This is a genomic window from Pseudomonas sp. NCHU5216 (assembly GCF_052156495.1).
Lineage (GTDB): Bacteria > Pseudomonadota > Gammaproteobacteria > Pseudomonadales > Pseudomonadaceae > Aquipseudomonas.
Genome location: NZ_JBQLIX010000023.1, coordinates 48,998 through 70,512, shown reverse-complemented (window position 1 = coordinate 70,512; position 21,515 = coordinate 48,998). Strand labels below are relative to the sequence as shown.

Genomic DNA, 21,515 nt, shown 5'->3' with positions numbered 1-21,515 from the left:
AGCTGCTTATTGGCGTTTAGCTGATAACTCCTGTTTCGCCCCCGGCGACTTTCTTTTTTCAAACGCCACAAAAGAAAGCAAAAAGGCAGGCCCCGCCATCCGGCCCCGGCTGCGCCGGGGTTCGTTCGCTCCATCGTTGCTCCGAGGGCACGCTGCGAAGGGCCATCCCTGGGCCATCGCAGCTCTCGCGGCATCCATGCCGCTCAACCCTCTACGCAACGATTCCTCTCACACTCCTGAAGGGGCCGTTCGCGCGCCTGAACGAGCTGGCATGCCATGGGCTGCCCAGCGTGTTCTGGTAGCTGTGAAGTCGCGATGGGGCGCCTGGTTAAAGCAACAGTTTCATTCGCAAGGGCGTACCGGGACGCCGGCCGCTCGGAAGCAGTACGCCGTTAGGAGTATTGAATGTAGGTTGTGGTGCCGAACTCGGCATGGCCCGGCGGACTGTTCGCTGGCGCTCCTGAGTCCGCCCTACGGCTGCCCCCATCAAGTACGTAGAGTCCCGAGGAGTTACCGTGGCTTCAGGCGCGTGCAGAGCCCGCCCAGGAGGGCGAACGGAATCGTCGTGGAAGAGGTTGAGCGACATGGATGTCGCGAGAGCCGCGATGGGCCAGGGATGGCCCACCGCGGCGGGCCTCTGGAACGGCGATGGAGTGAGCGAACCCTGGCGTAGCCAGGGCCGGATGATCGGGCGGAAGGTTTTGGTTACTTTGCCCGCAAAGTGACTCGCCCGGGAGGGCGAAACCAAAAACATCAACAAAAACGCGGCAATCCGGAACAAGCACTCACACAAACTTGCCAGTCCGGTGTCAACCGGGCATTCCCCCTGAAAAATGCGATGAATCTAAAAATAGGCTGGAATGCCAGCCCGGTTAAATGCTCATTTACAACGCGTAAAGTCGATCGCGACCCCGGTCGTTTTGACTCACTGCGTTCGCCCTTCGGGCCAGCCTTCGGCTGTTACTCCCGCTAGTCGTTTCGTCCGTTTTTGCGGGGGCCGCCATCGGTATTGCGCTGTATCGCCTACGTTTTTAAAGGCGCCCTACGGCGCCTGCGGCGGGGCTGAACCATACAGATAGGCGGCCATGTCCAGTGCGCTCTGCCGGTCGACGCCGAGGTCAGGCATCGCCGAGTCCGGCGCCACCTGCTGTGGCGCGCGCAACCAGCGCACCAGGTTGGCCGGGGTGTTCGGCAGTACCCCGGCGAGGTACTTGCGCTGGGCGAGGTCGGTCAGGGACGGGCCGACATGGGTATCGGCGCCGACTACCCCGGGGATGACGTGGCAACTGGTGCAGCCGAACTGGTGGAACGCCTGGTGCCCGGCGGCGGCATGGCCGGTGCCGACACCGGGTACGCTGAGCTCAGGTGCCTCGCCACAGGCAGTCAGCAGCAGCGTCAACAAGGCCAGGCTGCATCGTTTCATGGTCGTTGCTCCGTGCCGTCCGGCTGCCGCGCCAGGCCCTCGCGCCGCGTGCGGTAGTCGCGCGGGGTCATGCGCGGCAGGTGTTCGATGAAGGCCGCCAGATCCCAGAGCTGATCATCGTCCAGGCGGTATTTCCAGGCTGGCATGCCAGTCATCTTGATGCCGTACTTGGCCGTCCAGAAGATGTGGCTGGCCGGCCAGCGGCGGCCGGTTTCCACCAGGTTCGCCGGGATCGGTGTCAGGCCTAGGGCGAAGGGTTGTGGGGCGACGCCAGGGCCACCGTGGCACTGTTCGCAATGCGCGACGTAGAGCTTCAGGCCGCGCTCGATACGCGCCGCCTCCTGCAGTGCTGGCGGGGTCAGCTCAGCGGCGCGCTGGGCGATGGAGTGGCGCATCACGGTATTGGTCAGCCAGAACACCGGGGCGGTGTGCTGGCCGGTGGCGGCGACGTTGTACAGCCCCAGGTAGATGAAGGCGAGGGCACCGAGCAAAGCGGCGCTGAGCAGTGTCAGGCCGGCCAGCAACCAGTGGCGCAGAAGCAGCTTGAAGAGTGGATTCATAGCCATTCATTCCAGTTGATGCAGGAAGGCGGCGATGTCCCGCGCCTCGGCGGTGGACAGGCCGACATCCGGCATGGCGCTGCGCGGGTCGACGGCCTGGGGCGACTGCAGCCAGCGCACCATGTGGGCTTCGTCGTTCGGCAACAGGCCGGCGAGGTAGCCACGGCGGGCGATCTGCTCCAGGCTCGGGCCGACCTGGCCGTTGGCACCCGGTACCCCTGGGATGCGGTGGCAACTGCCGCAACCGTAGCGATGGGTCAGCTCGCGGCCGCGCTCGGGGTCGCCGGCATAGGTCGGCTGCTTGTCCTCGGCCATCGGCTCGCAGGCGCCGAGCAGCAGGAGCAGGCACAGGGACAGGGCGCGCCGCTTCATCGTGAACGCTCCAGGCGCGGTGCGTCATTCAGCGCACGGGCGGTCAACAGCAGGCCGGCAGCGAGGAACACCAGGCCGGCGGGAATCCACATGATCAGCCCACCGAGCTGCTGATCCTGCACCGGGTCGAGGCCGAAGGTCTGGGTGGTGGCCAGGTAGGGTGAGTACCACACCGTCGGCGAGAAGCTCAGCAGGGCGCCGAGCAGGCTGCTGTGCACGGCGGTGGTGAACAGGTAGAGCACCGCGCCGGCCTGGCGACGTTGCAACAGCGCCCACCAGAACAGCAGGGCGGAAAGGAAGAAACTGCCGTGCTGAGCGGCATGCACGCCATCGTTGAGCACGCTGGCATCGAACAGCGGTGGCAGGTGCCAGCCCCATAGCACGGCTGCGTGCAACAGCCAGGCGCCATGAGCCGAACTCAGCACCTCCCAACTGCTGCGCAGCCAACGCCGTTGGCGCAGGCGTTTGAACAACTGGCGCCCGCGTCCTGGCAGCCCCCACAGCAGCAGGCCGCCGGGGCGGCTGAGCGCCAGCAGCGGCGCACTGACCAGAATGAGGATTTCGTGCTGCAGCATGTGCGCGGAGAACAGGTAGCCGCCCAGCGGATCCAGCGGCGGGCCCAGAGCGACCGCCAGGGACAGCCAGCCGCCTATGAAAAGCCACTGTTCACGCCCGATGCCACGGCGCAGCCGCCAGGCGCCGCGCAGGTAGAGCAGGGCGCTGCCGAGCAGAAGCAGCCAGGACCAGGGATCGAAGCTCAATAGTTGCACCTCGCCCGGCACGCGCACATCCGGCGCATGTCCCCAGGCAGCCGGCATGACCAGCAGCAGAGCCAGCAGCACCTTGCTCATCGGCCACAGCCCTCCACCAGCAGGAAGGGCAGGCTCTGCATCACGATCACCGCACTGAACAGTAGGCCCAGCAGACACCCGCTGTAACCGAGAAAGTGCCGAACCGAACCCGCTACGTGCGCCTGGCGGGCGTTGCGCCAGGCCACCCACGCGCCGCCCAGTGCCAGGCCCAGGCAGCCCAGGCTGGCGGCGTACAGCGCCAGTGGCAGCGGATGCGGGCAGTCCCAGCCGGCCAGGCTGTAGACCAGCCCCAGGTGCAACGCCCAGGCCACTGGCGCGGCCAGCCAGCCAAAGGCCAGGCGCTGGGTGGAGGGGCGGGTGGCGTCAGCGCACATGGTCGAGCCTCCTCATAGCCAGCGGGGCACCCAATACAGAACCAGGTACAGAGGGATCCACACCAGGCCGACGAAGTACCAGTACAGGGTGTCGACCACCACGGCGATCTGCCGCTGGCGGGTGAAGAAGCCGCGCAGGCCGAGCAGCACCACCACGGCGGTGCCGATCACGGCGGAAATCACATGGAGAAAGTGAAAGCCGGAGATGGTCCAGACAATCGAGCCATAGGGGCTGCTGTCCCAGCGCACGTCCAGGGCGTGGAACTGCTGCCAGCGCGACAGCAGCACCAGGCTCGCCAGCAGCACGCTGGTAGCGGTGGCCAGGGTGAAGCGGCGGCGCCGATCCTGCTTGAGCTGGTTGCCGGCCCACCACATGGTGACGCAACTGGCCAGCAGCATGATCAGGTTGAGCGTCGACCACAGCAGCTCCGGCGGCGCCACACCGGCAGGTGGCCACTGCGGCTGGTACAGGCGCAGGTAGAAATAGCTGGCAATGAAGCTCGCCACCACCGTGCCCTCGATCAGCACCAGGCCGACGATACCCCACCACAGCGGCGCCTCCGGGCCGGCCTGGAAGCGTGACAACGAGCTGACATCCACCACTCTGGGCATACCTCAATCCTCCCGCCAGGGTCGCCGAGGCCAGAGCCAGCCGACGATCATGAAGAAGCTGAAGAAGAAGCCGAAGACGAAGAACCACGGCGACCACATGAAACCGACGAAGCCCGTGGCCACCGCCACCGCCAGTAGCGCTGGCCAGATCGAAGGCGCCGGCAGCACCACCACGGTCTGCGGCTCGGCATCCACCACGCTGCTGGCCACCACCTCGCGGCGGTCGGCGCGCAGGCCGGTAACGTGGCCGAGGTCGGCGAGGGTCAGCAGGCGTTCGGGATCGCCGTCGCGCCACAGTGGCGAGCCGCTGTCGACCACCGGAATGCGCGCGAAGTTGTAGTTGCCCGGTGGCGAGTCGCAGGCCCATTCCAGGCTGTCGGCGCCCCAGGGGTTGGCGCTGGCCAGCGGGCCGCGAAAGCGCGCGCGCAGGGTGTTGATCAGGGTCAGCAGCACGCCGCCGGCGAAGACGAAGGCGCCGACCGTGGCCAGCAGGTTCAACGGCCCCCAGCCCATTTCGGCCAGATAGGTGTAGACCCGCCGTGGCATGCCCTCGAAGCCCAGTTGGTGCATGGGGAAGAAGGTCAGGTGAAAGCCGAGGAACATCAGGGCGAAGCTCCAGCGCCCCAGACGCTCCGACAGCATCCGCCCGAACAGCTTGGGGTACCAGTAGTACAGCGCGCCGAACAGCGGGAACACGCCGCCACCGATCAGCACGTAATGGAAGTGGGCGACCACGAAGTAGCTGTCGTGCACCTGGCGGTCGAAGGGCACCGAGGCCACCATCACCCCGGTCAGGCCGCCGAGCACGAAGGTGAAGAAGAAGCCGAGGATGAACAGCATCGGCGTCGCCAGGCGGATGCGCGCGCCCCACAGGGTGGCGATCCAGCAGAAGATCAGCACGCCGCTGGGAATGGCGATCATCATGCTCGCGGCGGTGAAGAAATCCAGGCTCAGTTGCGGCAGCCCGGTGGTGAACATGTGGTGCACCCACAGACCGAAGGAGATGAAGCCGATGGCCACCAGCGACAGCACCGCCGCCGTGTAGCCGAACACCTGGCGCCGGCAGAAGGTGGTGAGAATCGCCGAGATCATGCCCAGCGCCGGCACCAGGATGATGTACACCTCCGGGTGGCCGAAGAACCAGAACAGGTGCTGCCAGAGCAGCGGCAGGCCACCGGCCTCGCTGTGGAAGAACAGCGTGCCGAAGGTGCGATCCAGCGCCAGCAGCACGCTGCCGACGATCACCGAGGGCATGGCGAAGACGATCATGAACGACATCACCAGAATCGCCCAGACGAACAACGGCATGCGGTTGAGGGTCATGCCTGGCGCGCGCAGCTTGAAAATGGTGACGATCAGCTCCACCGCCGCCGACAGGGCGGACAGCTCGATGAAGGTGATCACCGTGGTCCAGATATCGGCGCCCTGGCCCGGTGAATAGGTCTTGCCGGCCAGCGGCACGTAGCTGAACCAGCCGTCGTCCGGGGCCATGCCGAGAAACAGGGCGAGGAAGAAGACGATGCCGGCGATCAGGTAGACGTAATAACCGAAGGCATTCAGGCGCGGAAAGGCCATGTCGCGCGTGCCCAGCATCAGCGGCACCAGATAGATGCCGAAGCCCTCCATCGCCGGCACGGCGAAGAAGAACATCATGGTGGTGCCGTGCATGGTGAACAGCTGGTTGTACAGCGTCGGATCCAGCAGACCGTTCTCCGGGCTCACCAGTTGCAGGCGCATCAGCAGCGCCAGCACCCCGGCGAGGAGGAAGAAGATGAACGCCGTGACGATGAAGCGCAGGCCGATCTTGCGCTGGTTGACCTGCATGAACCAGCCGACCAGCCCTGTTGGCGAACGCCAGGTGTCGTCGAGCTGTTGCCGTTGTCGTTCATCCAGCAGATCCGTCATCGCATGCGCCTCCTAGTGCAGTGCCTGCAGGTAATCGAGCAGCGCCTGCAGCTCATCGGGTTGCAGGCGGGTGGCCGGCATCAGCACACCGGGTTTGCTGCTCTGCGGGTCGCTGATCCAGCCGGCGAGGTGGCCACGATTGTTCGGCAGGGTGGCGGCGGCGAGGGTCTGGCGCGAGGCCAGGTGGGTCAGGTCGGGGCCAAGCAGGCCGGCGGCAGCGGTGCCGCGAATGCTGTGGCAGTCGGCGCAACCACGCTCGCTGAACAGCCGCCGCGCTTCGCCCATGCCTTGCGCGGCCGCCACGGCCGGCTGGCCCTGATGTTCCAACCAACGGCGAAAGGCGGGTTGATCCTGCACCTCGATGCGCACCGCCATCAGCGTGTGCTGGTCGCCGCAGAACTCGGCGCATTGCCCGCGATACACGCCGGGCTGGTCGATGCGCAGCCAGCGCTGGTTGCTGATGCCGGGGATCATGTCGGTCTTGCCGTCCAGATTCGGTGCCCAGAAGCTGTGGATCACGTCCTTGGCTTCGAGCACCAGGCGCACGGTTTCACCGGCGGGCAGGTGCAGCTCGTTGGCGGTTTCCGCCAGCAGTCGACCCTCGCGGTCGAAATAGCGGATGCGCCACCACCAGCGGTTGCCGGTGATCTCGGCGGTCAGCTCGGCGTCGCCCTGGTCGCCGGAGCTGGCCTGGCCGACCAGAATGCTGCCGATCACCAGCGCCACGAGAATGAAGGAAGGCACCACCACGCCGCCGAGCAGCACCAGGTTGCGGCTGGCCCGCTCGCTCAGGCTGGCCCTGGCGTGCATGCCGCGCCACAGGGCGATGCCGGCCAGCAGCATGACCAGCAGAAAGACCACCGTGAAGGTGCCGATCATCCACCAACTGAGGGTGGCGATCAGCTCGGCCGCCTCGCTGCGTGGTGCCAGCATCGATTGCATTGGCGCCTCGCTGGCCAGCGACGGCAGGCTCGGGAGGGCGAGGTTCAGGTGCACCTCGCCCCTCCGTATCGCGCTGGCGTGCGTGGCTGATCGGCGCGTTCTGGCATGGCGGCTTCCCCGTGATGGTAAAGGCGAGGTGCCCACTCATTAAGCGGGCGCCTGCTGCTGGCTTCTAGGCTGTGACCGGGCCTGCGCCGAGGCCGTTTCACCTTTTTCTGCCAGGGGTGGCGACAGCCGCTGCGCTTGTCAGGCCGATGCTGTGCCGGAGACTCGGGCCGATGGTGGAGCGTTGCACGCCAGCTCGCGGTCTGCGCCGGCAGTGGCCTTGCGGCCCCGACATGACCAATAATCGCCACCCATCCCTTCACTGCCGGAGCCCCTGATGAGTGCCGTCCTGCCACCGCTGGTTCTATCGATCCAATCCCATGTCGCCTGGGGCCATGTCGGTAATGCCGCGGCGGTCTTCCCGCTGCAGCGCCTGGGCTTCGAGGTGCTGCCGATCCATACCGTGCAGTTCTCCAACCACACCGGCTACGGCCAGTTCCGTGGCCAGGTGTTCGGCGCCGAGCACGTGCGCGAGGTGTTGCTGGGGCTGCGTGAGCGCGGCGTGCTGCCGCGCCTGTCGGCGGTGCTGTCGGGCTACCTGGGCGATGCCGACAGCGGCCGGGTGATTCTCGAAGCGGTCGGCGAGATCCGCCAGCACAATCCCGGCGTGCGCTACCTGTGCGACCCGGTGATGGGCGATGTCGGCCGGGGCGTGTTCGTCAATCCGGCGATTCCGGACTTTCTCCGTGACCAGGCGATTCCCTTCGCCAACATCATCACCCCCAACCAGTTCGAGTTCGAGCTGCTCACCGGCACGAAGCTGGGCAGCCTGCAGGAAGCGGTGAAGATCGCCCGGCAACTGCGTGGTCGTGGCCCGGATATCGTGGTGATCACCAGCCTGGCGACGCCGGATATCCCCGACAGCGAGCTGGGCACCTTGGCAGTCAACGGCGAGGGCGCCTGGCTGGTAAGCACGCCACGGCTGGCACTGCACCCCTTGCCCAACGGCATGGGCGACGTGTTCTCCGCCACCTTGCTCGGCCGCTTGCTGGCCGGGCAGGCACTACCGCAGGCCCTGGAACTGGCCACCGCGACGCTCTATGCCCTGGTCGAGCAGACCGAGGAGGGCGCACGCGATCTGCCGCTGGTGGCGGCGCAGGAGCAGATCGTGGCGCCGGCGCCGCGTTTCCTGGCGCGCGCGTTGACATGAGTGGCACGCGGGGCAGGCGGACGAGGCGCGGCTCGTTACGTTCGTCGGGAGAGGCGTGATTTCAATGTGACATCATTCTATTCTTGACGTCACTCGACCGACGCCTTGGCGGCGGTCGTTTCTACGGATGGATTTGACCTTCACCCAACGCAGGCCAACGTCACCGTAGAGCGCCTTCATGCCCTTCCTACGTCTGTTTCTTCCCTGCGCGGCATTTGCCTCGTGCCTGCTGTGCAGCAACGCGGTCGCCGGCCAGCTCAATGGCAGCCTGTCGATCAGCCTGACGGTGCTCAAGCGCTGCGAAATCTCCCTGCAAGTCGATGATGTCGTCTGGCAGTTGCAAGGCGATGGCTGTGAGCACGCGGTGTTCCATGTCCGGGACGGGCAGGGGCGAGCCCTGCCGTTGAGCCGCGACAGCCACACGCCTTCGCTGCGCCTGGACACCGCCGAGGCTGCGCAGTCCAGCCTGGAAGTCTACTGGTAGGCCTCAGTAATTGATGATCAGCAGCACGTTATCGGTGTAGACACCGACCGGCGCGTTGGCTTGGCTGGGGTCGAGGATCGCCTGATAGGTGAAACTCTGCGAATTGCCGGTGCCATTGGCTGTGAGCGGCGCAGCGGCATTCCAGATCAGGCTGCTGCCGCTGTGGTAGAGGTTGTAGCGCAGGTACTGCCCGGCATTGCTCAGCCGCCGCCAGGGCGCCTGGTAGTGCTGGCCGTTATCGAAGGTCAGGGTGTAACCCTCGCTGTTGGTGCAGGTGACGGCGAAGGTGCGTTGTTGCGCCGTGAACTGGCTGACCAGCGCCTGCGCGCCGAAATCCACCGCCGGCAAGGTATCGATACGGCAGGCCTTGCTGACCACCAGGGTGATGGTGAGGGTGGCCAGCGAGCCGCTGCCCCAGTTGCTCGGTGGCCCACACACGGCCAGGCACGGCTGCACCAACCCCGGGCTGCGATTCCACAGGCAGGCGCTGAGCACGCCGGTGGTGCAGATGGCCCAGTCCCAGCGCAGCGTCACCGTCGCCGTGTAGGTGCCGGCCGGTACGTTCGGGCCGGGGTTGGTGCGAAAGTACAGGCCGATGGCACTGGAGGTGCTGCCGACCGCCAGCAGGTTGACTGCACCCAACTGTTGCGGTTGCCCGGAGACCAGCACCTGGTTGTAGCCGGCGTCCTGATAGATCTGGAACGGAATCTGGTTGCCCTGGCCGTCCTGCAAGGCCAGTGCGCCGCTGTTCTGCAGCGTGACCCTGACATAGGCCGCCGTCAGGGCCTGCAGTACGCCCGGGCAGGACAGGCCGGCACCAGCGGCGGCCGACTGCGGCGTATTGCGCAGGCTGAGGGAGTTGCTGCTGCCCAGGCTGACGGCCATGGCCGAGGTGTTGCAGGCCCATAGCAGCGGGCTGGCCAGGCTGGCGCAGAGCAAGGTCAGGGCTGCCACCCAGCGTCTCATGGCATCGCTCCGGCGCGGGCGGTGCAGGTCAGGGGGCCGAGCACGGCCATTTCCGTGGCGGTTTCGTCGAGGCTGAACGTCGTGCTGCATGGCGCTGCGTTGGGTAATTGCACGTCGAGGCGGTTTTCGCCGCTCAGGCCTTCCAGGTACAGCTGGCCATCCCAGCCGATATAGGTGCGTTGCTCGCTGGGGTGATGGGTGACCTGGCTGCCACGGGGCAGGGGCTGGCCCTGATCGTCGACCAACTGGATGCTGGCGGAAAGCGTCATGAGCATCGGGAAGGCCAGCAAGGCGCCGCTGCCTTTGTGCACGGCAATGCGCTTCTGCGTCTCGGCAAGCTGCAGGTTGCTCGGCAGATCCAGCAGATCCAACTCGTACTGGCCGGGATAGTAGGAGGGCACCCAGGGCACCAGCAGGTAGCCATCGGCATCGGTGCGGCCGAGTAGCTGATGCTCGTAGCGCACGGGCACGTCGGCCTGGCCATTGGTGCTGACCAGCACGAAGGCATCGTCGATGCGGTTGCTGGCGAAGGCCTTGCCTTCCATGGCCACCAGCGAGCCGCTCACACCTCCCCAGTGTGTGGTCAGGCCATCGTCCTGATAGGCGCCGAGCTGCACCTGCGCATGGCGTGCGCGCCAGGTCAGGTCAGCCTGGCGGTATTGGCTGGCGCCGTCGGCATAGCCAAGGTTCCAGCCGAGGCCACCTTCACTGGGCGGATTGCGGCTGTAATTGGCGCGTACGCGCTGGTCACCACTGCTGGTGCGCTCCACGGCGGTGGTCATGCTGGCGTGAAGGTCGAAGGGGATGACCAGTTGCGCCTGGATGGAATGACTGCCGTCGTCCAGTTGCCGGTTGAATGACAGATAAACGCTGCTACTGCCCCACAGGCCGCGTGACCACGACAGGTTGAGCAGGCGAGTACGTCGTCCGTTGTGCGCTTCGCTGGCGAAGTAGCCTATCCCGAAAGAGCCCAGCCGCTCGGGGCTGAAGCTGAAGGTGAGTTGATCCTGGTACTTGCTCAGCAGGGTGCCGGCAAGGCCATTGTCCAGGGCGTAGGCCACGCTCAGGTCGGCGTAGTCGCGGGTGCGCTGGATGCGCTGCGCCGTGATGCCGAAACGCCGGGCGTAATAACTGTAGCCGAGGCTGTACTGCTGGCCGTTGCCGATACCGCTGCTCTGGCTCAGTGAGGTGCTCAGGGTGCCGAACAGCCCCAGCCCGACGGTGCCGCCAATGCCAGCCTGGCGCAGGCCCGCGCCGCCTTCCAGATGGCTTTCCAGCGTGAGCTGATCGCTCAGGCCGTAGCGCAGGCTGCCGCTGCCGACCAGTTGGCCATAGGCGAAGTCGTCCACGCCGTAGTTGCGGCGTAGCTTGCCGAGCGAGGCCGAGTAGTCCATCAGGCCCTTACGCAGGAGGGTGTCGGTTACGTAGAAGGGCACGGTGGTGGTGACTTGGCGACCCAGCACGTCGGTGGTCACCAGGGTCGCCGTGCCGGCACCGCTGATATAGGGCACGGTGTTGAGGGTGAAGGGGCCGGGGCGCAGATCCTGCTGGCCAATGCGGGCGTTGTCGATGAACAGATCGAGGGTGCTGGGCACTGCTGCGTCACCGGCGAAGCGCGGCAGGGGATAGGTGATCAGATCCGGGCGCAGGGAGAAGTCGCGGGCGATCTGGATACCGCCCAGGCGTACCGCGTTGTTCCAGGTCAGCGCGCCGGTGATCAGGTCGCCGCCGGTGAGGCCGATCATGCGTTGCTGGTCGTTGAAGCGCCAGGTGGTGTCGTAGCGGGTGTAGCCGTCGCGGTAGCCGGGGCCGGCAAAGCTGTGCCGATAGACCCCGGTGTTGGAGATCATGCCGAAGCCATCGAAGGCGCGTTGCTCCAGCCAGGCATTGGCATAGTGGGCGGCGTTTTCGCTGTGGTTGTAGTAGAGGTCATAGTTGAACAGCAGGCCCAATGAGCTTTGTGCCGGCATGGGCTCGCTCAGGCTCTGCGGGCCGAAGCGCTGGTGAGGCAGCCACTCGCTCGGCAGGGTCAGCCGCAGGCGCTGGGTGTCCTGCTGGTACTGGCTGTGCAGTGCGTCGATGCTGTCGAGAGCGATCCACTCGTTCGATTCCGCCGGCAGCGGCACGCCGATGGCAGTCAGTTCGTCGCGTTGCAGCCAGAGGCGATCCTGTCGTTGTCGCACTTCCACCACCTTGCCGCTGGGCAGTTCGTTGATCACCAGTTCCAGATAGAGCAGGTGCTCTGGCGCCTGTTCATCCCCGCGAGCGCTGGTGCAGAGCAGCAGGATGAACAACAGGAGCAGACCCAAGGCATTACTCGGCCACCAGTTTCTGTGCGCGCCGTGCTTCGTTGACGTGAGCCTGCAGGTGCCCGCTGGTCGCACCCGGCGGCAATGGCCAGCGCATGTGGGCGCCCGGCAGCACGTAGCCGAGCAAACCGTCGGCAACGGACACATCGCCGCCGTCGCGCTGCAGCATGACCTGCGACAGGCGCGCGGGCGCCGGGCCGAGGTTGCGCAGGTGGAGGAAACCGTCGGTGATGCGGTAGCGCAGGTCGGGCGCCAGGGGCTGGCCTTGCTCGGGTGCATCGCGTGCACCGTCATCCAGGTAGGCTCCAGCTCCGACCACGACCAGCGGTACCGAATAGCGCATCTGGAACTGTACGCCCAGTTGTTGCGGGCGGGTCTGTGGCGGCAGCACCTCGTCCACCAGTACGCGGTAGGTGCGCAGCGTTCCCGGCGGCGGTGGCTGCAGGTTGACCAGCCGGATCATCTGCCGTTTGCCCGGTTGCAGCGTGGCCATTGGCGGGCTGCCGACCACCTGTTTCTGCTGGCTCAGTTGATCCTCGAAGCCAATCTGTTGCCAGTCCAGTACCCGAATCTGCAGATCCACGGGCTCTGTGCCGCGGTTTTCCAGCCACAGCGCGGCGGCTTTCTGTCGGTCGGCCTCTATCAGTGGGTTGATCGGCCAGATGAGGATGGAGCTGGCCGCCCAACCGTGCAGGCTCGTCAGCGACAAGGCCAATGCCAGGCAACCGTTCAACAGGATGTGCATGCGCATGGTTCAGTAGCTCAGGGTGACGGTGATGGTGTCGGTGTAGGTGCCTGCCGATGGCAGCGGGGTGACGGCGAACAGGCGCGCATAGACGGCGTAGGTCTGGCTGCCGCCTGCGCTGGGGAAGGTGATACTCAGGCGCGTGCCGCCGTTGCTGCCGTCGCCCCAGACGATGCTGCGCGCGGCGTCCTGGTAGAGCTGGTAGCGCAAGCGCTCGGCCCCCTTGGCCAGGTAACGGCCGGCCCCCACGCTGCTGGCGTTGAGCCCGGCATTGAGCGAGAGGGTAAGCGCCGTGCCCGGCGAGCACTGCAGGATGATCGAGCCGCTGCCAGGGGCACTGGCCACATCGAGATTGGCCGGCAGCGAGGCGATCTGGCCGAACGACAGATTGCCGAAGGTGGTCGCATCGCTGTTGCCGCTGCCCAGCAGGCAACCCGGTACGATCTCTGCGCGCAGTTGAAAGCTCTGACTGACCACCTGGTCGTTGACCCCGGTATCGCCATGCCCGGGTGAGGCGTAGGCGATCAGCAGCGCCAGATGGAGCGGAGCGGATAACGATCGGCACGGCATCACCAGCTCACCGTGACGGTCAGGGTGTCGCTGTAGCTGCCCGGTGGCGGCGAGGCCTGTGCCGGAATCCGCGCATACACGGGCAGCCACTGATCCTGACCATTGCCGACAGCGCCGACGCCGGTGCTGTCGTTCCATACGTTGAGGAAGTCCGCGGCGGTGTAGAGGTTGTAGGCCAGTACTGCCGAGCCTGGGCCGACCATTTGCCGGTTGTTGACGCTGCCACTGTGGCCGCCGCTGATCAGCACCCGATAGGGGATGTTCTGCTGGCAGTTGATGCGCAAGGCACCAGCGCCTGGCTGGCCGACTTGCGTGAGCAGATTGTCGAGGGCGAAATGGGTACCGAAATCCAGGGTGCCGAAGCTCAGGCCGGAGCCGCTGTCGCTGCCGGCCTGGCAGGCCGGTAGCACCTCGACGCTGAAGCCGATGGTGGCCGTCTTGTCGACCGCCGGCAGGGTCGCCGGGGCCAGCAAGAGCAGGAGGGCGAGCGGACGGGGCATGGCAGTTTTCCCTGGCTTAACGGAGTCCTGACGGCAAGCGTCGCGGGGGTTACCAGGCGATCGTCACCTGCACCGTATCGCTGTAGGTACCGGGGCTGGGCGTGGTCTGTGCCGGTACCCGGCCGTACACCACCACCTCTTCGCTGTTGCCGGTGCCGGTGCCGGAGAGCACCGTGCCGGTAGCGCCACCATCTCCCCAGGGTTGGGTGCGGCCGCTGTCCTGATACAGGTCGTAGCTCACGAAGGTGCCGGAGTTGACCATGCGCCGCTGACCGCCGGTAGCGTTCTGCCCGCCATTGAGCGCGATGCTGTAGGCCGTGCCGAGGCTGCACTGCAGGCCGAACGAACTACCGCCGGCACTGCCGAATGAGCGGCCATCGATGAGGTTGTTGAGATCGGCGTAGTCGCCGAATGACAGGGAGCCGAAGGTATTGCCGCTGCCGCCGGCGGTGCCGTTGGTGACGGTGCAGCCCGTGCCGATGGTGATCTGTACGTTGAGTTGCCCCTGCAGCTCACCGGCTGCGAAGAGCGGTGGTGCGGTGAACGCGAGCGTCAGGGCGGTGGCTCGAATGGCATTCTTCATGGAGCGTTCGTTCCAAATCATATTGTTCTGACCTTAGTTGAGGCTTCGCTGGCGCTCCAAGAGTGGCGCGTATCGGTGCCCGCGGGGCGTCCTCCGCAAGGATGGCTAACTGATTGTTCGGTCAGGAAAAAACAGGCACTGTAAGAAATCTGCCATAAGCGTAGCGAGCAGATTGCTTGCACGGTTTTACGATTTGGGATGGCGCCTCATACCCACGGGATCGGCTGCCGTTCCATGTTTTGCTCGGCAGGCGACTGACAACGCTGATCGACGGCGCAGCGCTCTGTGGTGGGCGGATTTTCGTCTTCGTTGAAAATCCTGAGGGGTGTGATGGCTTTTTTCACCTATTCGCTTGATTCAGACTAGCGTCCATCGCCCCCATCTCTTTCAGGAGAAGTTTCATGAACCCCGTTTCCTTCGCGCGCCAGCGCTACACCACCAAGGCCTACGATGCGACCCGCCAGGTGGAGCAGGCGAGCATCGATGAGTTGTTGGAGTTGCTGCGCCTGGCGCCGTCGTCGGTCAACTCGCAGCCCTGGCACTTCGTCATGGCTAGCTCCGTCGCTGGCAAGGCGCGCCTGGCCAAGGGCACCCAGGGTGGCTTCGTCTACAACCAGCCGAAGGTGCTCGACGCCTCGCACGTGATCCTGATCTGCACCCAGCGCGAGATGAGTGAGGCGCACCTGGCGGCGCTGCTGGAGCAGGAGGGCGCCGATGGCCGCTTCCGTGACGATGCCGCCCGTACCACCCAGCAGAACACCCGCAATAGCTACGTGAAGCTGCACCGCGAGTTGGGCGACATGTCGCACTGGATGGAGAAGCAGGCCTACCTGGCGCTCGGCACCCTGCTGCTCGGCGCGGCCAGCCTGGGCCTGGATGCCACGCCGATGGAGGGCATCGACCGCGACGCTCTGGATGCCGAGTTGGGCCTGGCCGAGCGCGGCCTGCGCAGCCTGGTGATGGTCGCGTTGGGCTATCACAGCGACAGCGACTTCAACGCCGCGCTGCCGAAATCGCGCCTGCCGGCCGAGCGCGTGTTCACCCATCTCTGAGTGCACCTGGCGCGCTCGGCATCGAGCCGGGCGTGCCCGCCGTCAGTGCGGCAGCCTGGCGATCACCTTGATCTCGAATTCGAAACCGGCCAGCCAGGTCACGCCGAGGGCGGTCACGGTCGGGTAGGGGGCCTGGCCCCAGTATTCGGCCGCGACTTCCCAGATGGTCTCGAACTGCGTGTGCGGATCGAGCATGAACAGCGTGGTATCGATCACATCATCGAAGCTGCTGCCGGCCTCGGCCAGAATCGCATTGAGGTTGGCGAAGGCCAGGCGTACCTGAGCCCGCAGATCCGCCTCCGGCGAGCCGTCCTTGCGGCTGCCGACCTGGCCGGAGACGAACAGAAAGCCGTTGCTGCGAATCGCCGGGGAATAACGATGCAGTTCGTACAGCGCATGGCGCTCGGCCGGGAATACCACATCACGTTTATTGCTCATTGCCTGCCTCCATCCGAGCCCGTTTGGGCCCGTCGTGAATGATGGAGCCACTCTAGGAGGCGCACTGGGCGGGATAAACACGCACCTCGGGTCAGGACTGTTTGTAGAATCCAAACAATTGAGCCGCGAAGAGAAACCCGAGATGGATCGTTTCGATGCAATGCAGGCGTTCGCCCGCGTGGTGGAAACCGGCAGCTTCACCAAGGCGGCTGAAACGCTGCACATCAATCGCAGCAGCGTGACGCAGCTCGTCCAGCAACTGGAGGCGCGCTTGCGGGTGCGCTTGCTCAACCGCACCACGCGCCGGGTCAAGGTCACCGCCGATGGCGCCGCCTACTACGAACGGGTGGTGCGCCTGCTGGCCGAGCTGGACGATGCCGAGACCAGCCTCTCCAGCGCAGCCCTGGCCCCGCGTGGACGGCTGCGCGTGGATGTGCCCAGCCCCTTCGCGCGGATGCTGCTGATTCCGGCATTGCCGGCGTTCTATGCGCGCTATCCGGAAATCCAGCTGACCCTGGGGGTGAGCGATCGCATCGTCGACATCATCGGTGAGAACGTCGATTGCGTGGTGCGCGGCGGCGAGATCACCGATCAATCGCTGATCGCCCGGCACGTGGGTGATCTGCAGCTTGGCATCTACGCCACGCCGGGCTATCTGCAACGCAGCGGCACGCCGCTGCATCCGCGCGAGCTGGAGGATGCCGGGCACAGCACCGTGGGCTTTCTCTGGTCGCGCACGGGCAAGGCCTTGCCCTATGCGATGCAGCGCGGGGAGGAGCGTGTCGAGAGCCAAGGCCGGCCGCTGCTCACCGTCGACGATGGCAATGCCTACCTGGCGGCGGGGCTGGCAGGGCTGGGCATGCTCTGGCTCCCGCACTACATGGCCAAGCCACATCTGGCCAGCGGTGAACTGGTGCGCCTGTTCGAGGATTGGCAGATGGCGCCGATGCCCATGTACCTGGCCTTCCCACCGAACCGCCATGTCAGCGCCAAGTTGCGGGTATTCATCGACTGGATCGTGGCGCTGCTGGCCGAGCATGCGCCGGTAGCGCCACGGCCTTTGAATGTGTGAGGCCTTACTCTGCTTTGCCGGCGCCCGATTCACTGGCGGTACCCAGTGAGGTATAGCCAGGCCATTGCCTGAGCAGGGTTTCGACGAACTGTTCGGCCGCAGGTGACAGTGACGAGCCACGACGCCGCACCAGGCCCAGGGTGCGGCTGATCACCGGGTCGACCAGGGGCCGTCTGACCAGTATCGGGTGATCCTCGGCGGGCATGGCGAGGCTGGGCAGGGCGGCGATGCCCAGGCCGGCTTCGACCATGCCCAGTGAGGTCGACAGGTGCTGCACCTCGTAGAACCAGCTCGGGCGCCAGTCCAGATGGGCCAGGCCATGATCCAGCAGCACCCGGTTGCCGCTGAGGCGGCCGACGCCGATCAGGCGATAGTCGCTCAGCTCGCGCCAGGCCACTTCCGACTGTTTGGCCAGGGGGTGGTCGCGCCGGCAGGCCAGTACGAAGGGCTCGTTGACCAACGGGGTGAAGTCGATTTCCGCGCTTTGGCCGCTCTGCATGTTGATGCCGAAGTCCGCCTCGCCACGGATCACTGCCTCCAGCCCTTCGTGGGCGCTGAGGTCGAGGATACGGATGCGGATCTTCGGATATTGCAGGTTGAAGGTGCGGATCACCGTGGGCAGGAAGTAGAACGCGGCGGTGGGGATGCAGGCCAGGGTGACCTGGCCGGACTGGCGCTCGGCCAGCTCGCGGATGCCGAGGATGGAGCGCTCGAAGTCGTCCAGCAGGCGCTGCGCCTTGGGCAGGAAGTCGCGGCCGACGGCGGTCAGGCTGACGCGCCGGGTGGTGCGATCAAGCAACTGCGTGCCCAGGCTCTCTTCGAGCTTCTGCATGCGCCGGGTCAGCGCAGGCTGAGAAAGATGGATGGCGTTGGCGGCTTCGTGAAAATTGCCGAATTCGGCAATTTTCACGAAAGCACGGATGTCCTGGAGTTCGTAATTCATGCGTGCTCGTTATTAGTCGTCTTTATTTTTGCCTGAAATTTACCAATGAACCCTAGTCATTTCGCTTGAGGCTGGCAAGTCAGAACGCTTGGCTGGTGCATTAATGCATGTATCGGAATAAATATCGAAATATATGCATTTTACAGAAGAAACTTGGCCTCTTCATAATCAACGCAAAGCAACAATCATCAGTTTTAATGCGTTGGAGGCATCATGCGGACGGTACCTTGCGTACTCATGCGAGGCGGCACCTCGAAAGGGCCGGTTTTCCTGGCCAATCACCTGCCCAGTGACCCGCTGCAACGCGACGAGCTGCTGATCAATCTCATGGGCTCGGGCCATGAGCTGGAGATCGATGGCATCGGTGGTGGCAGCCCGCAGACCAGCAAGGTGGCGATCGTCAGCCGCTCGCTCCATCCGGATGCCGATGTCGATTACCTGTTCGTGCAGGTCATGGTCACTCAGCGCCGTGTCGATACTGCGCCCAACTGCGGCAACATGCTCTGCGCCATCGGCCCCTTCGCCATCGAGCATGGCCTGGTCAACGCCAGCTCGCCGATGACCCGCGTGCGTATCCGCAACCTCAACACCAACACCTTCGTCGATTCCGACGTGATGACGCCGGGTGGCCGCGTGCGCTACGACGGCGACACCGCCATCGATGGCGTGCCAGGCACCGCCGCGCCGATTCAACTGACCTTCCTCAATGCCGCAGGCGCCAAGACCGGCAGCCTGTTGCCCACCGGCCGCAGCCGTGACCATTTCGACGGGGTAGAGGCCACCTGCATCGACATGGCCATGCCCATGGTGCTGCTGCATGCCGAGGCACTGGGCAAGACCGGTTACGAGTCGCCGGCCGAGCTGGATGCCGACCCGCTATTCCTCCAGCGTCTGGAGCGCATCCGCCTGCAGGCCGGTCTGGCCATGGGCCTGGGTGACGTGTCGCAGATGGTGATTCCCAAGCCGGTGCTGCTGGCACCGGCACGCCATGGCGGCACCCTCAGCGTGCGCTATTTCATGCCGCACAACTGCCACCGTTCGGTCGCCGCGACCGGCGCCATCGGCCTGGCGACAGCCTGTGCGGTGCCCGGCAGCGTCGCCCAGGACATCGCGCCCATCGCCGGCCAAGCGCTGGTACGCCTGGAACATCCCGGCGGGCAGATCGAAGTCTCCCTGCAGCCCGCGGCAGACGGGCAGCCACAGCATATGCGCGCCTCATTGGTGCGCACCGCACGCCGGCTGTTCTCCGGCGAGGTTTACATCCCGCTCAGTCGCCGAACGGGAACCTGACACCGCTTCACTCACCACCACATCAAGGGCTTGATCACAATGACAAGAAAGACCCTACTGACGCTGACCACCTGCGGTGTGTCGGCACTGGCGCTGCCCAGTCTGCAGGCGGCCGGCTTCATCGAGGACAGCAAGGCCAGCCTGGAACTGCGCAACTTCTACCTCAACCGTGACTTCCGCCAATTCCCCGGGCAGAACAAACGCGAGGAGTGGGCGCAGGGCTTCATCCTCAATCTGCAGTCCGGTTTCACCCAGGGCACCGTCGGCTTCGGTGTCGACGCCATCGGCATGCTCGGCCTCAAGCTGGATTCCTCGAAGGATCGCAGCGGCACCAACCTGTTGCCGCGCGACAGCAAGAATCGCCCCGAGGACGACTACAGCAAGTTGGGCGTGACCGGCAAGGTGCGCTTCGCCGAGAGCCAGCTACGCGTCGGTACGCTGATGCCGAAGATGCCTTATCTGCAATTCAGCAACTCGCGCCTGCTGCCGCAGGTGTACGAAGGCTGGCAGTTGCAGAGCAAGGATCTCGAGCGCGCCACCTTCACCCTGGGTGAGATCAACCGGGTGGTGCAGCGAGATGCATCCGGCTCGGAGAAGCTGGCTCTGAACAACAAGAACGGCCGTTTCGGTGGCAGCCCGGAAAGTGACGAACTGCGCTTCGCCGGTATCGACTATGCGCTCACTCCGCAACTGCTGGTCAGCTATCACCATGCCGAACTGAGCGATGTCTACCGCCAGCATTTCGCCGGGCTGCAGCACACGCTGTCGCTGCCTGCGGGCAAGCTGAAGAGCGATTTGCGCTATTTCAACAACGCCGAAGCAGGGCAGGAGCGGGCCGGGAAGATCGACAACCAGGCGCTCAACGCCATGTTCACCTACAGCCTCGCCGGCCATGCACTGGGGCTTGGCTACCAGAAGATGCGCGGCGATGATGCCTTCACCTATGTCGATGGCGCCACGCCCTATCTGACCAACTTCCTGCAGATCAACGACTTCGCCGGGCCTGACGAGCGTTCCTGGCAACTGCGTTACGACTTCGACTTCGCCAGCGTCGGCGTTCCCGGGCTGCGGTTCATGACCCGCTACGTGCGTGGCGATCAGGTCGACCTCGCCGCCGGCGAAGGCCAGGAATGGGAGCGTGATACCGATATCGCCTACACCTTCGGCCAGGGTGCGCTGAAAAACCTGACCCTGACCTGGCGTAATGCCACCTATCGCTCCAGCTTCGTCCGTGATCTCGACGAGAATCGCCTGATCCTGAGCTACATCGTGCCGCTGTGGTAACCCAGCGCCCTTGCCTACAAATCTAATAAGAGGAACCCACCATGATCACCCGTTCCATTCGCCGTATCCTGCCGCTTTCCCTTGCCGCACTGCTGGCCAGTGCTTCTGTGTTGGCCGATGAGCCGGCACGTCCGGAATGCATCGCCCCGAGCAAACCGGGCGGTGGCTTCGACCTGACCTGCAAGCTGGCCCAGGCCGGTTTCAAGGATGAAGGCCTGCTCGAGTCGCCCATGCGCGTGACCTACATGCCCGGCGGCATCGGCGCCGTGGCCTACAACTCCATCGCCGCCAACCGCCGTGCCGAGCCGGGCACTCTGGTGGCCTTCTCCGGTGCCTCGCTGCTCAACCTGGCCCTGGGCAAGTACGGCCGTTTCGATGAGAACGCAGTGAAGTGGCTGGCGGTGATCGGCAACGACTACGGCACCCTGGCCGTGCGCGACGACTCCCCCTACAAGAACCTCGACGACGTGGTGCAGGCGCTGAAGAAGGATCCCAAGAGCATCATCGTGGGCGGTGGCGGCAGCATCGGCGGCCAGGGTTGGGTGAAGATCGCGCTGCTGGCCCGTGCCGCTGGCGTTGATCCGCGTGAGCTGCGTTACGCCGCGTTCGAGGGCGGCGCCGAGCACTATATGGCACTGATGGGCGGGCATGTCGACCTGGTCACCGGCAGTGCCAGCGAGATCCGCGCGCAGCAGGGCAACAAGATTCGCACCCTGGCGGTGTTCAGCGAGAAGCGTCTGGACGGCGATCTGGCGTCGATTCCCACCGCGCGCGAACAGGGTTACGACATTCAATGGCCGCTGATCCGTGGCTATTACCTGGGCCCGGACGTGAAGGACGAGGACGTGGCCTGGTGGCACGCACAGTTCGACAAGCTGCATGCCTCCAAGGACTTCCAGCACTACCTGGCCGATCGCGACGTGTTGCCCGACTACGTGACCGGCCCGGCGCTGGAGAAGCTGGTCAAGGCGCAGGTGCAGGAGTACCGCAAGCTGGGCGAAGAATTCGGCCTGGTTGAGTGAGA

General features: G+C 65.2%; 23 protein-coding genes. 7 read left to right on the top strand and 16 right to left on the bottom strand.

Going from position 1 to position 21,515, the window contains the following annotated elements; all coding sequences use genetic code 11:
• Positions 1-1,042: 1,042 nt before the first annotated feature.
• From ACSVIK_RS16630 to coxB, 8 genes are read right to left on the bottom strand one after another with little or no spacing between them, the layout of a single operon-like run.
• Complete coding sequence (locus ACSVIK_RS16630; RefSeq protein WP_442445361.1) at positions 1,043-1,423, bottom strand: c-type cytochrome; 381 nt, start codon at positions 1,421-1,423, stop codon at positions 1,043-1,045.
• The gene (locus ACSVIK_RS16625; RefSeq protein WP_442445360.1) at positions 1,420-1,983 is read right to left on the bottom strand and encodes a c-type cytochrome; all 564 of its coding nucleotides are present in this window, start codon (positions 1,981-1,983) and stop codon (positions 1,420-1,422) included. The genes ACSVIK_RS16630 and ACSVIK_RS16625 overlap by 4 nt, the downstream gene beginning before the upstream one ends.
• 6 nt (positions 1,984-1,989) lie before the next feature.
• A complete protein-coding gene (locus ACSVIK_RS16620; protein WP_442445359.1) occupies positions 1,990-2,355 on the bottom strand; it encodes a c-type cytochrome in 366 nt (121 codons plus the stop codon).
• Complete coding sequence (locus tag ACSVIK_RS16615; RefSeq protein WP_442445358.1) at positions 2,352-3,206, bottom strand: cytochrome c oxidase assembly protein; 855 nt, start codon at positions 3,204-3,206, stop codon at positions 2,352-2,354. Before ACSVIK_RS16615 ends, ACSVIK_RS16620 begins: the two co-directional genes overlap by 4 nt.
• The gene (locus ACSVIK_RS16610; protein ID WP_442445357.1) at positions 3,203-3,541 is read right to left on the bottom strand and encodes a hypothetical protein; all 339 of its coding nucleotides are present in this window, start codon (positions 3,539-3,541) and stop codon (positions 3,203-3,205) included. The genes ACSVIK_RS16615 and ACSVIK_RS16610 overlap by 4 nt, the downstream gene beginning before the upstream one ends.
• Positions 3,542-3,553: 12 nt before the next feature.
• Positions 3,554-4,153, bottom strand: coding sequence for a cytochrome c oxidase subunit 3 (locus tag ACSVIK_RS16605; protein ID WP_442445356.1), 600 nt, complete (start codon positions 4,151-4,153; stop codon positions 3,554-3,556).
• Between the two features lie 3 nt (positions 4,154-4,156).
• Positions 4,157-6,058 carry a cytochrome c oxidase subunit I gene (gene ctaD / locus ACSVIK_RS16600; RefSeq protein WP_442445355.1) on the bottom strand — a complete coding sequence of 634 codons (1,902 nt, stop codon included), beginning with the start codon at positions 6,056-6,058 and terminating at the stop codon, positions 4,157-4,159.
• Positions 6,059-6,070: 12 nt separating this feature from the next.
• Positions 6,071-7,054, bottom strand: coding sequence for a cytochrome c oxidase subunit II (coxB, locus tag ACSVIK_RS16595; protein WP_442445354.1), 984 nt, complete (start codon positions 7,052-7,054; stop codon positions 6,071-6,073).
• 328 nt (positions 7,055-7,382) lie between these two features.
• Here coxB and pdxY point away from each other — a divergent pair, with 328 nt between their 5' ends.
• On the top strand, positions 7,383-8,255 hold the full coding sequence (gene pdxY, locus ACSVIK_RS16590) for a pyridoxal kinase PdxY (RefSeq protein WP_442445353.1): 873 nt from the start codon (positions 7,383-7,385) through the stop codon (positions 8,253-8,255).
• Between the two features lie 178 nt (positions 8,256-8,433).
• Positions 8,434-8,739 carry a hypothetical protein gene (locus ACSVIK_RS16585; protein WP_442445352.1) on the top strand — a complete coding sequence of 102 codons (306 nt, stop codon included), beginning with the start codon at positions 8,434-8,436 and terminating at the stop codon, positions 8,737-8,739.
• A 3-nt stretch (positions 8,740-8,742) separates the two neighbouring features.
• Here ACSVIK_RS16585 and ACSVIK_RS16580 read toward each other — a convergent pair whose 3' ends face one another.
• From ACSVIK_RS16580 to ACSVIK_RS16555, 6 genes are read right to left on the bottom strand one after another with little or no spacing between them, the layout of a single operon-like run.
• Positions 8,743-9,705 (bottom strand): Csu type fimbrial protein, encoded by a 963-nt coding sequence (locus ACSVIK_RS16580; RefSeq protein WP_442445351.1) that lies wholly within the window; start codon positions 9,703-9,705, stop codon positions 8,743-8,745.
• The gene (locus ACSVIK_RS16575) at positions 9,702-12,008 is read right to left on the bottom strand and encodes a fimbria/pilus outer membrane usher protein (RefSeq protein WP_442445376.1); all 2,307 of its coding nucleotides are present in this window, start codon (positions 12,006-12,008) and stop codon (positions 9,702-9,704) included. Before ACSVIK_RS16575 ends, ACSVIK_RS16580 begins: the two co-directional genes overlap by 4 nt.
• Before the next feature lie 10 nt (positions 12,009-12,018).
• Positions 12,019-12,759, bottom strand: a complete 741-nt coding sequence (locus tag ACSVIK_RS16570) for a fimbrial biogenesis chaperone (protein ID WP_442445350.1) — start codon at positions 12,757-12,759, stop codon at positions 12,019-12,021.
• A gap of 9 nt (positions 12,760-12,768) precedes the next feature.
• Positions 12,769-13,329: a Csu type fimbrial protein gene (locus tag ACSVIK_RS16565; RefSeq protein WP_442445349.1), complete on the bottom strand. Its 561-nt coding sequence runs from the start codon at positions 13,327-13,329 to the stop codon at positions 12,769-12,771.
• Positions 13,329-13,829 carry a Csu type fimbrial protein gene (locus ACSVIK_RS16560; RefSeq protein ID WP_442445348.1) on the bottom strand — a complete coding sequence of 167 codons (501 nt, stop codon included), beginning with the start codon at positions 13,827-13,829 and terminating at the stop codon, positions 13,329-13,331. Before ACSVIK_RS16560 ends, ACSVIK_RS16565 begins: the two co-directional genes overlap by 1 nt.
• Positions 13,830-13,878: 49 nt before the next feature.
• The gene (locus ACSVIK_RS16555) at positions 13,879-14,412 is read right to left on the bottom strand and encodes a Csu type fimbrial protein (RefSeq protein ID WP_442445347.1); all 534 of its coding nucleotides are present in this window, start codon (positions 14,410-14,412) and stop codon (positions 13,879-13,881) included.
• A 401-nt stretch (positions 14,413-14,813) separates the two neighbouring features.
• Between ACSVIK_RS16555 and nfsB the strand changes: the two genes are divergently transcribed.
• Entirely contained in the window at positions 14,814-15,464 is a 651-nt protein-coding gene (gene nfsB / locus ACSVIK_RS16550; protein ID WP_442445346.1) for an oxygen-insensitive NAD(P)H nitroreductase, read from the top strand.
• Between the two features lie 42 nt (positions 15,465-15,506).
• Here nfsB and ACSVIK_RS16545 read toward each other — a convergent pair whose 3' ends face one another.
• The gene (locus ACSVIK_RS16545) at positions 15,507-15,902 is read right to left on the bottom strand and encodes a RidA family protein (protein ID WP_442445345.1); all 396 of its coding nucleotides are present in this window, start codon (positions 15,900-15,902) and stop codon (positions 15,507-15,509) included.
• A gap of 142 nt (positions 15,903-16,044) precedes the next feature.
• Here ACSVIK_RS16545 and ACSVIK_RS16540 point away from each other — a divergent pair, with 142 nt between their 5' ends.
• Positions 16,045-16,974: a LysR substrate-binding domain-containing protein gene (locus ACSVIK_RS16540; protein WP_442445344.1), complete on the top strand. Its 930-nt coding sequence runs from the start codon at positions 16,045-16,047 to the stop codon at positions 16,972-16,974.
• A 4-nt stretch (positions 16,975-16,978) separates the two neighbouring features.
• On the opposite strand, the gene ACSVIK_RS16535 is transcribed toward ACSVIK_RS16540, so the two are convergent.
• Complete coding sequence (locus ACSVIK_RS16535; RefSeq protein WP_442445343.1) at positions 16,979-17,917, bottom strand: LysR family transcriptional regulator; 939 nt, start codon at positions 17,915-17,917, stop codon at positions 16,979-16,981.
• A gap of 213 nt (positions 17,918-18,130) precedes the next feature.
• Here ACSVIK_RS16535 and ACSVIK_RS16530 point away from each other — a divergent pair, with 213 nt between their 5' ends.
• From ACSVIK_RS16530 to ACSVIK_RS16520, 3 genes are read left to right on the top strand one after another with little or no spacing between them, the layout of a single operon-like run.
• Positions 18,131-19,207 (top strand): 4-oxalomesaconate tautomerase, encoded by a 1,077-nt coding sequence (locus ACSVIK_RS16530; protein ID WP_442445342.1) that lies wholly within the window; start codon positions 18,131-18,133, stop codon positions 19,205-19,207.
• A gap of 39 nt (positions 19,208-19,246) precedes the next feature.
• Positions 19,247-20,491, top strand: a complete 1,245-nt coding sequence (locus ACSVIK_RS16525) for an OprD family porin (RefSeq protein WP_442445341.1) — start codon at positions 19,247-19,249, stop codon at positions 20,489-20,491.
• A 41-nt stretch (positions 20,492-20,532) separates the two neighbouring features.
• On the top strand, positions 20,533-21,513 hold the full coding sequence (locus ACSVIK_RS16520) for a Bug family tripartite tricarboxylate transporter substrate binding protein (protein ID WP_442445340.1): 981 nt from the start codon (positions 20,533-20,535) through the stop codon (positions 21,511-21,513).
• The last annotated feature ends 2 nt before the right edge of the window (positions 21,514-21,515 follow it).

What these genes read in the sequence shown, in the direction of transcription:
- ACSVIK_RS16630 (WP_442445361.1), bottom strand. Translation starts at nt 1,423, where the DNA reads ATGAAACGATGCAGCCTGGCCTTGTTGACGCTGCTGCTGACTGCCTGT.
- ACSVIK_RS16625 (WP_442445360.1), bottom strand. Translation starts at nt 1,983, where the DNA reads ATGAATCCACTCTTCAAGCTGCTTCTGCGCCACTGGTTGCTGGCCGGC.
- ACSVIK_RS16620 (WP_442445359.1), bottom strand. Translation starts at nt 2,355, where the DNA reads ATGAAGCGGCGCGCCCTGTCCCTGTGCCTGCTCCTGCTGCTCGGCGCC.
- ACSVIK_RS16615 (WP_442445358.1), bottom strand. Translation starts at nt 3,206, where the DNA reads ATGAGCAAGGTGCTGCTGGCTCTGCTGCTGGTCATGCCGGCTGCCTGG.
- ACSVIK_RS16610 (WP_442445357.1), bottom strand. Translation starts at nt 3,541, where the DNA reads ATGTGCGCTGACGCCACCCGCCCCTCCACCCAGCGCCTGGCCTTTGGC.
- ACSVIK_RS16605 (WP_442445356.1), bottom strand. Translation starts at nt 4,153, where the DNA reads ATGCCCAGAGTGGTGGATGTCAGCTCGTTGTCACGCTTCCAGGCCGGC.
- ctaD (WP_442445355.1), bottom strand. Translation starts at nt 6,058, where the DNA reads ATGACGGATCTGCTGGATGAACGACAACGGCAACAGCTCGACGACACC.
- pdxY (WP_442445353.1), top strand. Translation starts at nt 7,383, where the DNA reads ATGAGTGCCGTCCTGCCACCGCTGGTTCTATCGATCCAATCCCATGTC.
- ACSVIK_RS16585 (WP_442445352.1), top strand. Translation starts at nt 8,434, where the DNA reads ATGCCCTTCCTACGTCTGTTTCTTCCCTGCGCGGCATTTGCCTCGTGC.
- ACSVIK_RS16580 (WP_442445351.1), bottom strand. Translation starts at nt 9,705, where the DNA reads ATGAGACGCTGGGTGGCAGCCCTGACCTTGCTCTGCGCCAGCCTGGCC.
- ACSVIK_RS16570 (WP_442445350.1), bottom strand. Translation starts at nt 12,759, where the DNA reads ATGCACATCCTGTTGAACGGTTGCCTGGCATTGGCCTTGTCGCTGACG.
- ACSVIK_RS16565 (WP_442445349.1), bottom strand. Translation starts at nt 13,329, where the DNA reads ATGCCGTGCCGATCGTTATCCGCTCCGCTCCATCTGGCGCTGCTGATC.
- ACSVIK_RS16560 (WP_442445348.1), bottom strand. Translation starts at nt 13,829, where the DNA reads ATGCCCCGTCCGCTCGCCCTCCTGCTCTTGCTGGCCCCGGCGACCCTG.
- ACSVIK_RS16555 (WP_442445347.1), bottom strand. Translation starts at nt 14,412, where the DNA reads ATGAAGAATGCCATTCGAGCCACCGCCCTGACGCTCGCGTTCACCGCA.
- nfsB (WP_442445346.1), top strand. Translation starts at nt 14,814, where the DNA reads ATGAACCCCGTTTCCTTCGCGCGCCAGCGCTACACCACCAAGGCCTAC.
- ACSVIK_RS16545 (WP_442445345.1), bottom strand. Translation starts at nt 15,902, where the DNA reads ATGAGCAATAAACGTGATGTGGTATTCCCGGCCGAGCGCCATGCGCTG.
- ACSVIK_RS16540 (WP_442445344.1), top strand. Translation starts at nt 16,045, where the DNA reads ATGGATCGTTTCGATGCAATGCAGGCGTTCGCCCGCGTGGTGGAAACC.
- ACSVIK_RS16535 (WP_442445343.1), bottom strand. Translation starts at nt 17,917, where the DNA reads ATGAATTACGAACTCCAGGACATCCGTGCTTTCGTGAAAATTGCCGAA.
- ACSVIK_RS16530 (WP_442445342.1), top strand. Translation starts at nt 18,131, where the DNA reads ATGCGGACGGTACCTTGCGTACTCATGCGAGGCGGCACCTCGAAAGGG.
- ACSVIK_RS16525 (WP_442445341.1), top strand. Translation starts at nt 19,247, where the DNA reads ATGACAAGAAAGACCCTACTGACGCTGACCACCTGCGGTGTGTCGGCA.
- ACSVIK_RS16520 (WP_442445340.1), top strand. Translation starts at nt 20,533, where the DNA reads ATGATCACCCGTTCCATTCGCCGTATCCTGCCGCTTTCCCTTGCCGCA.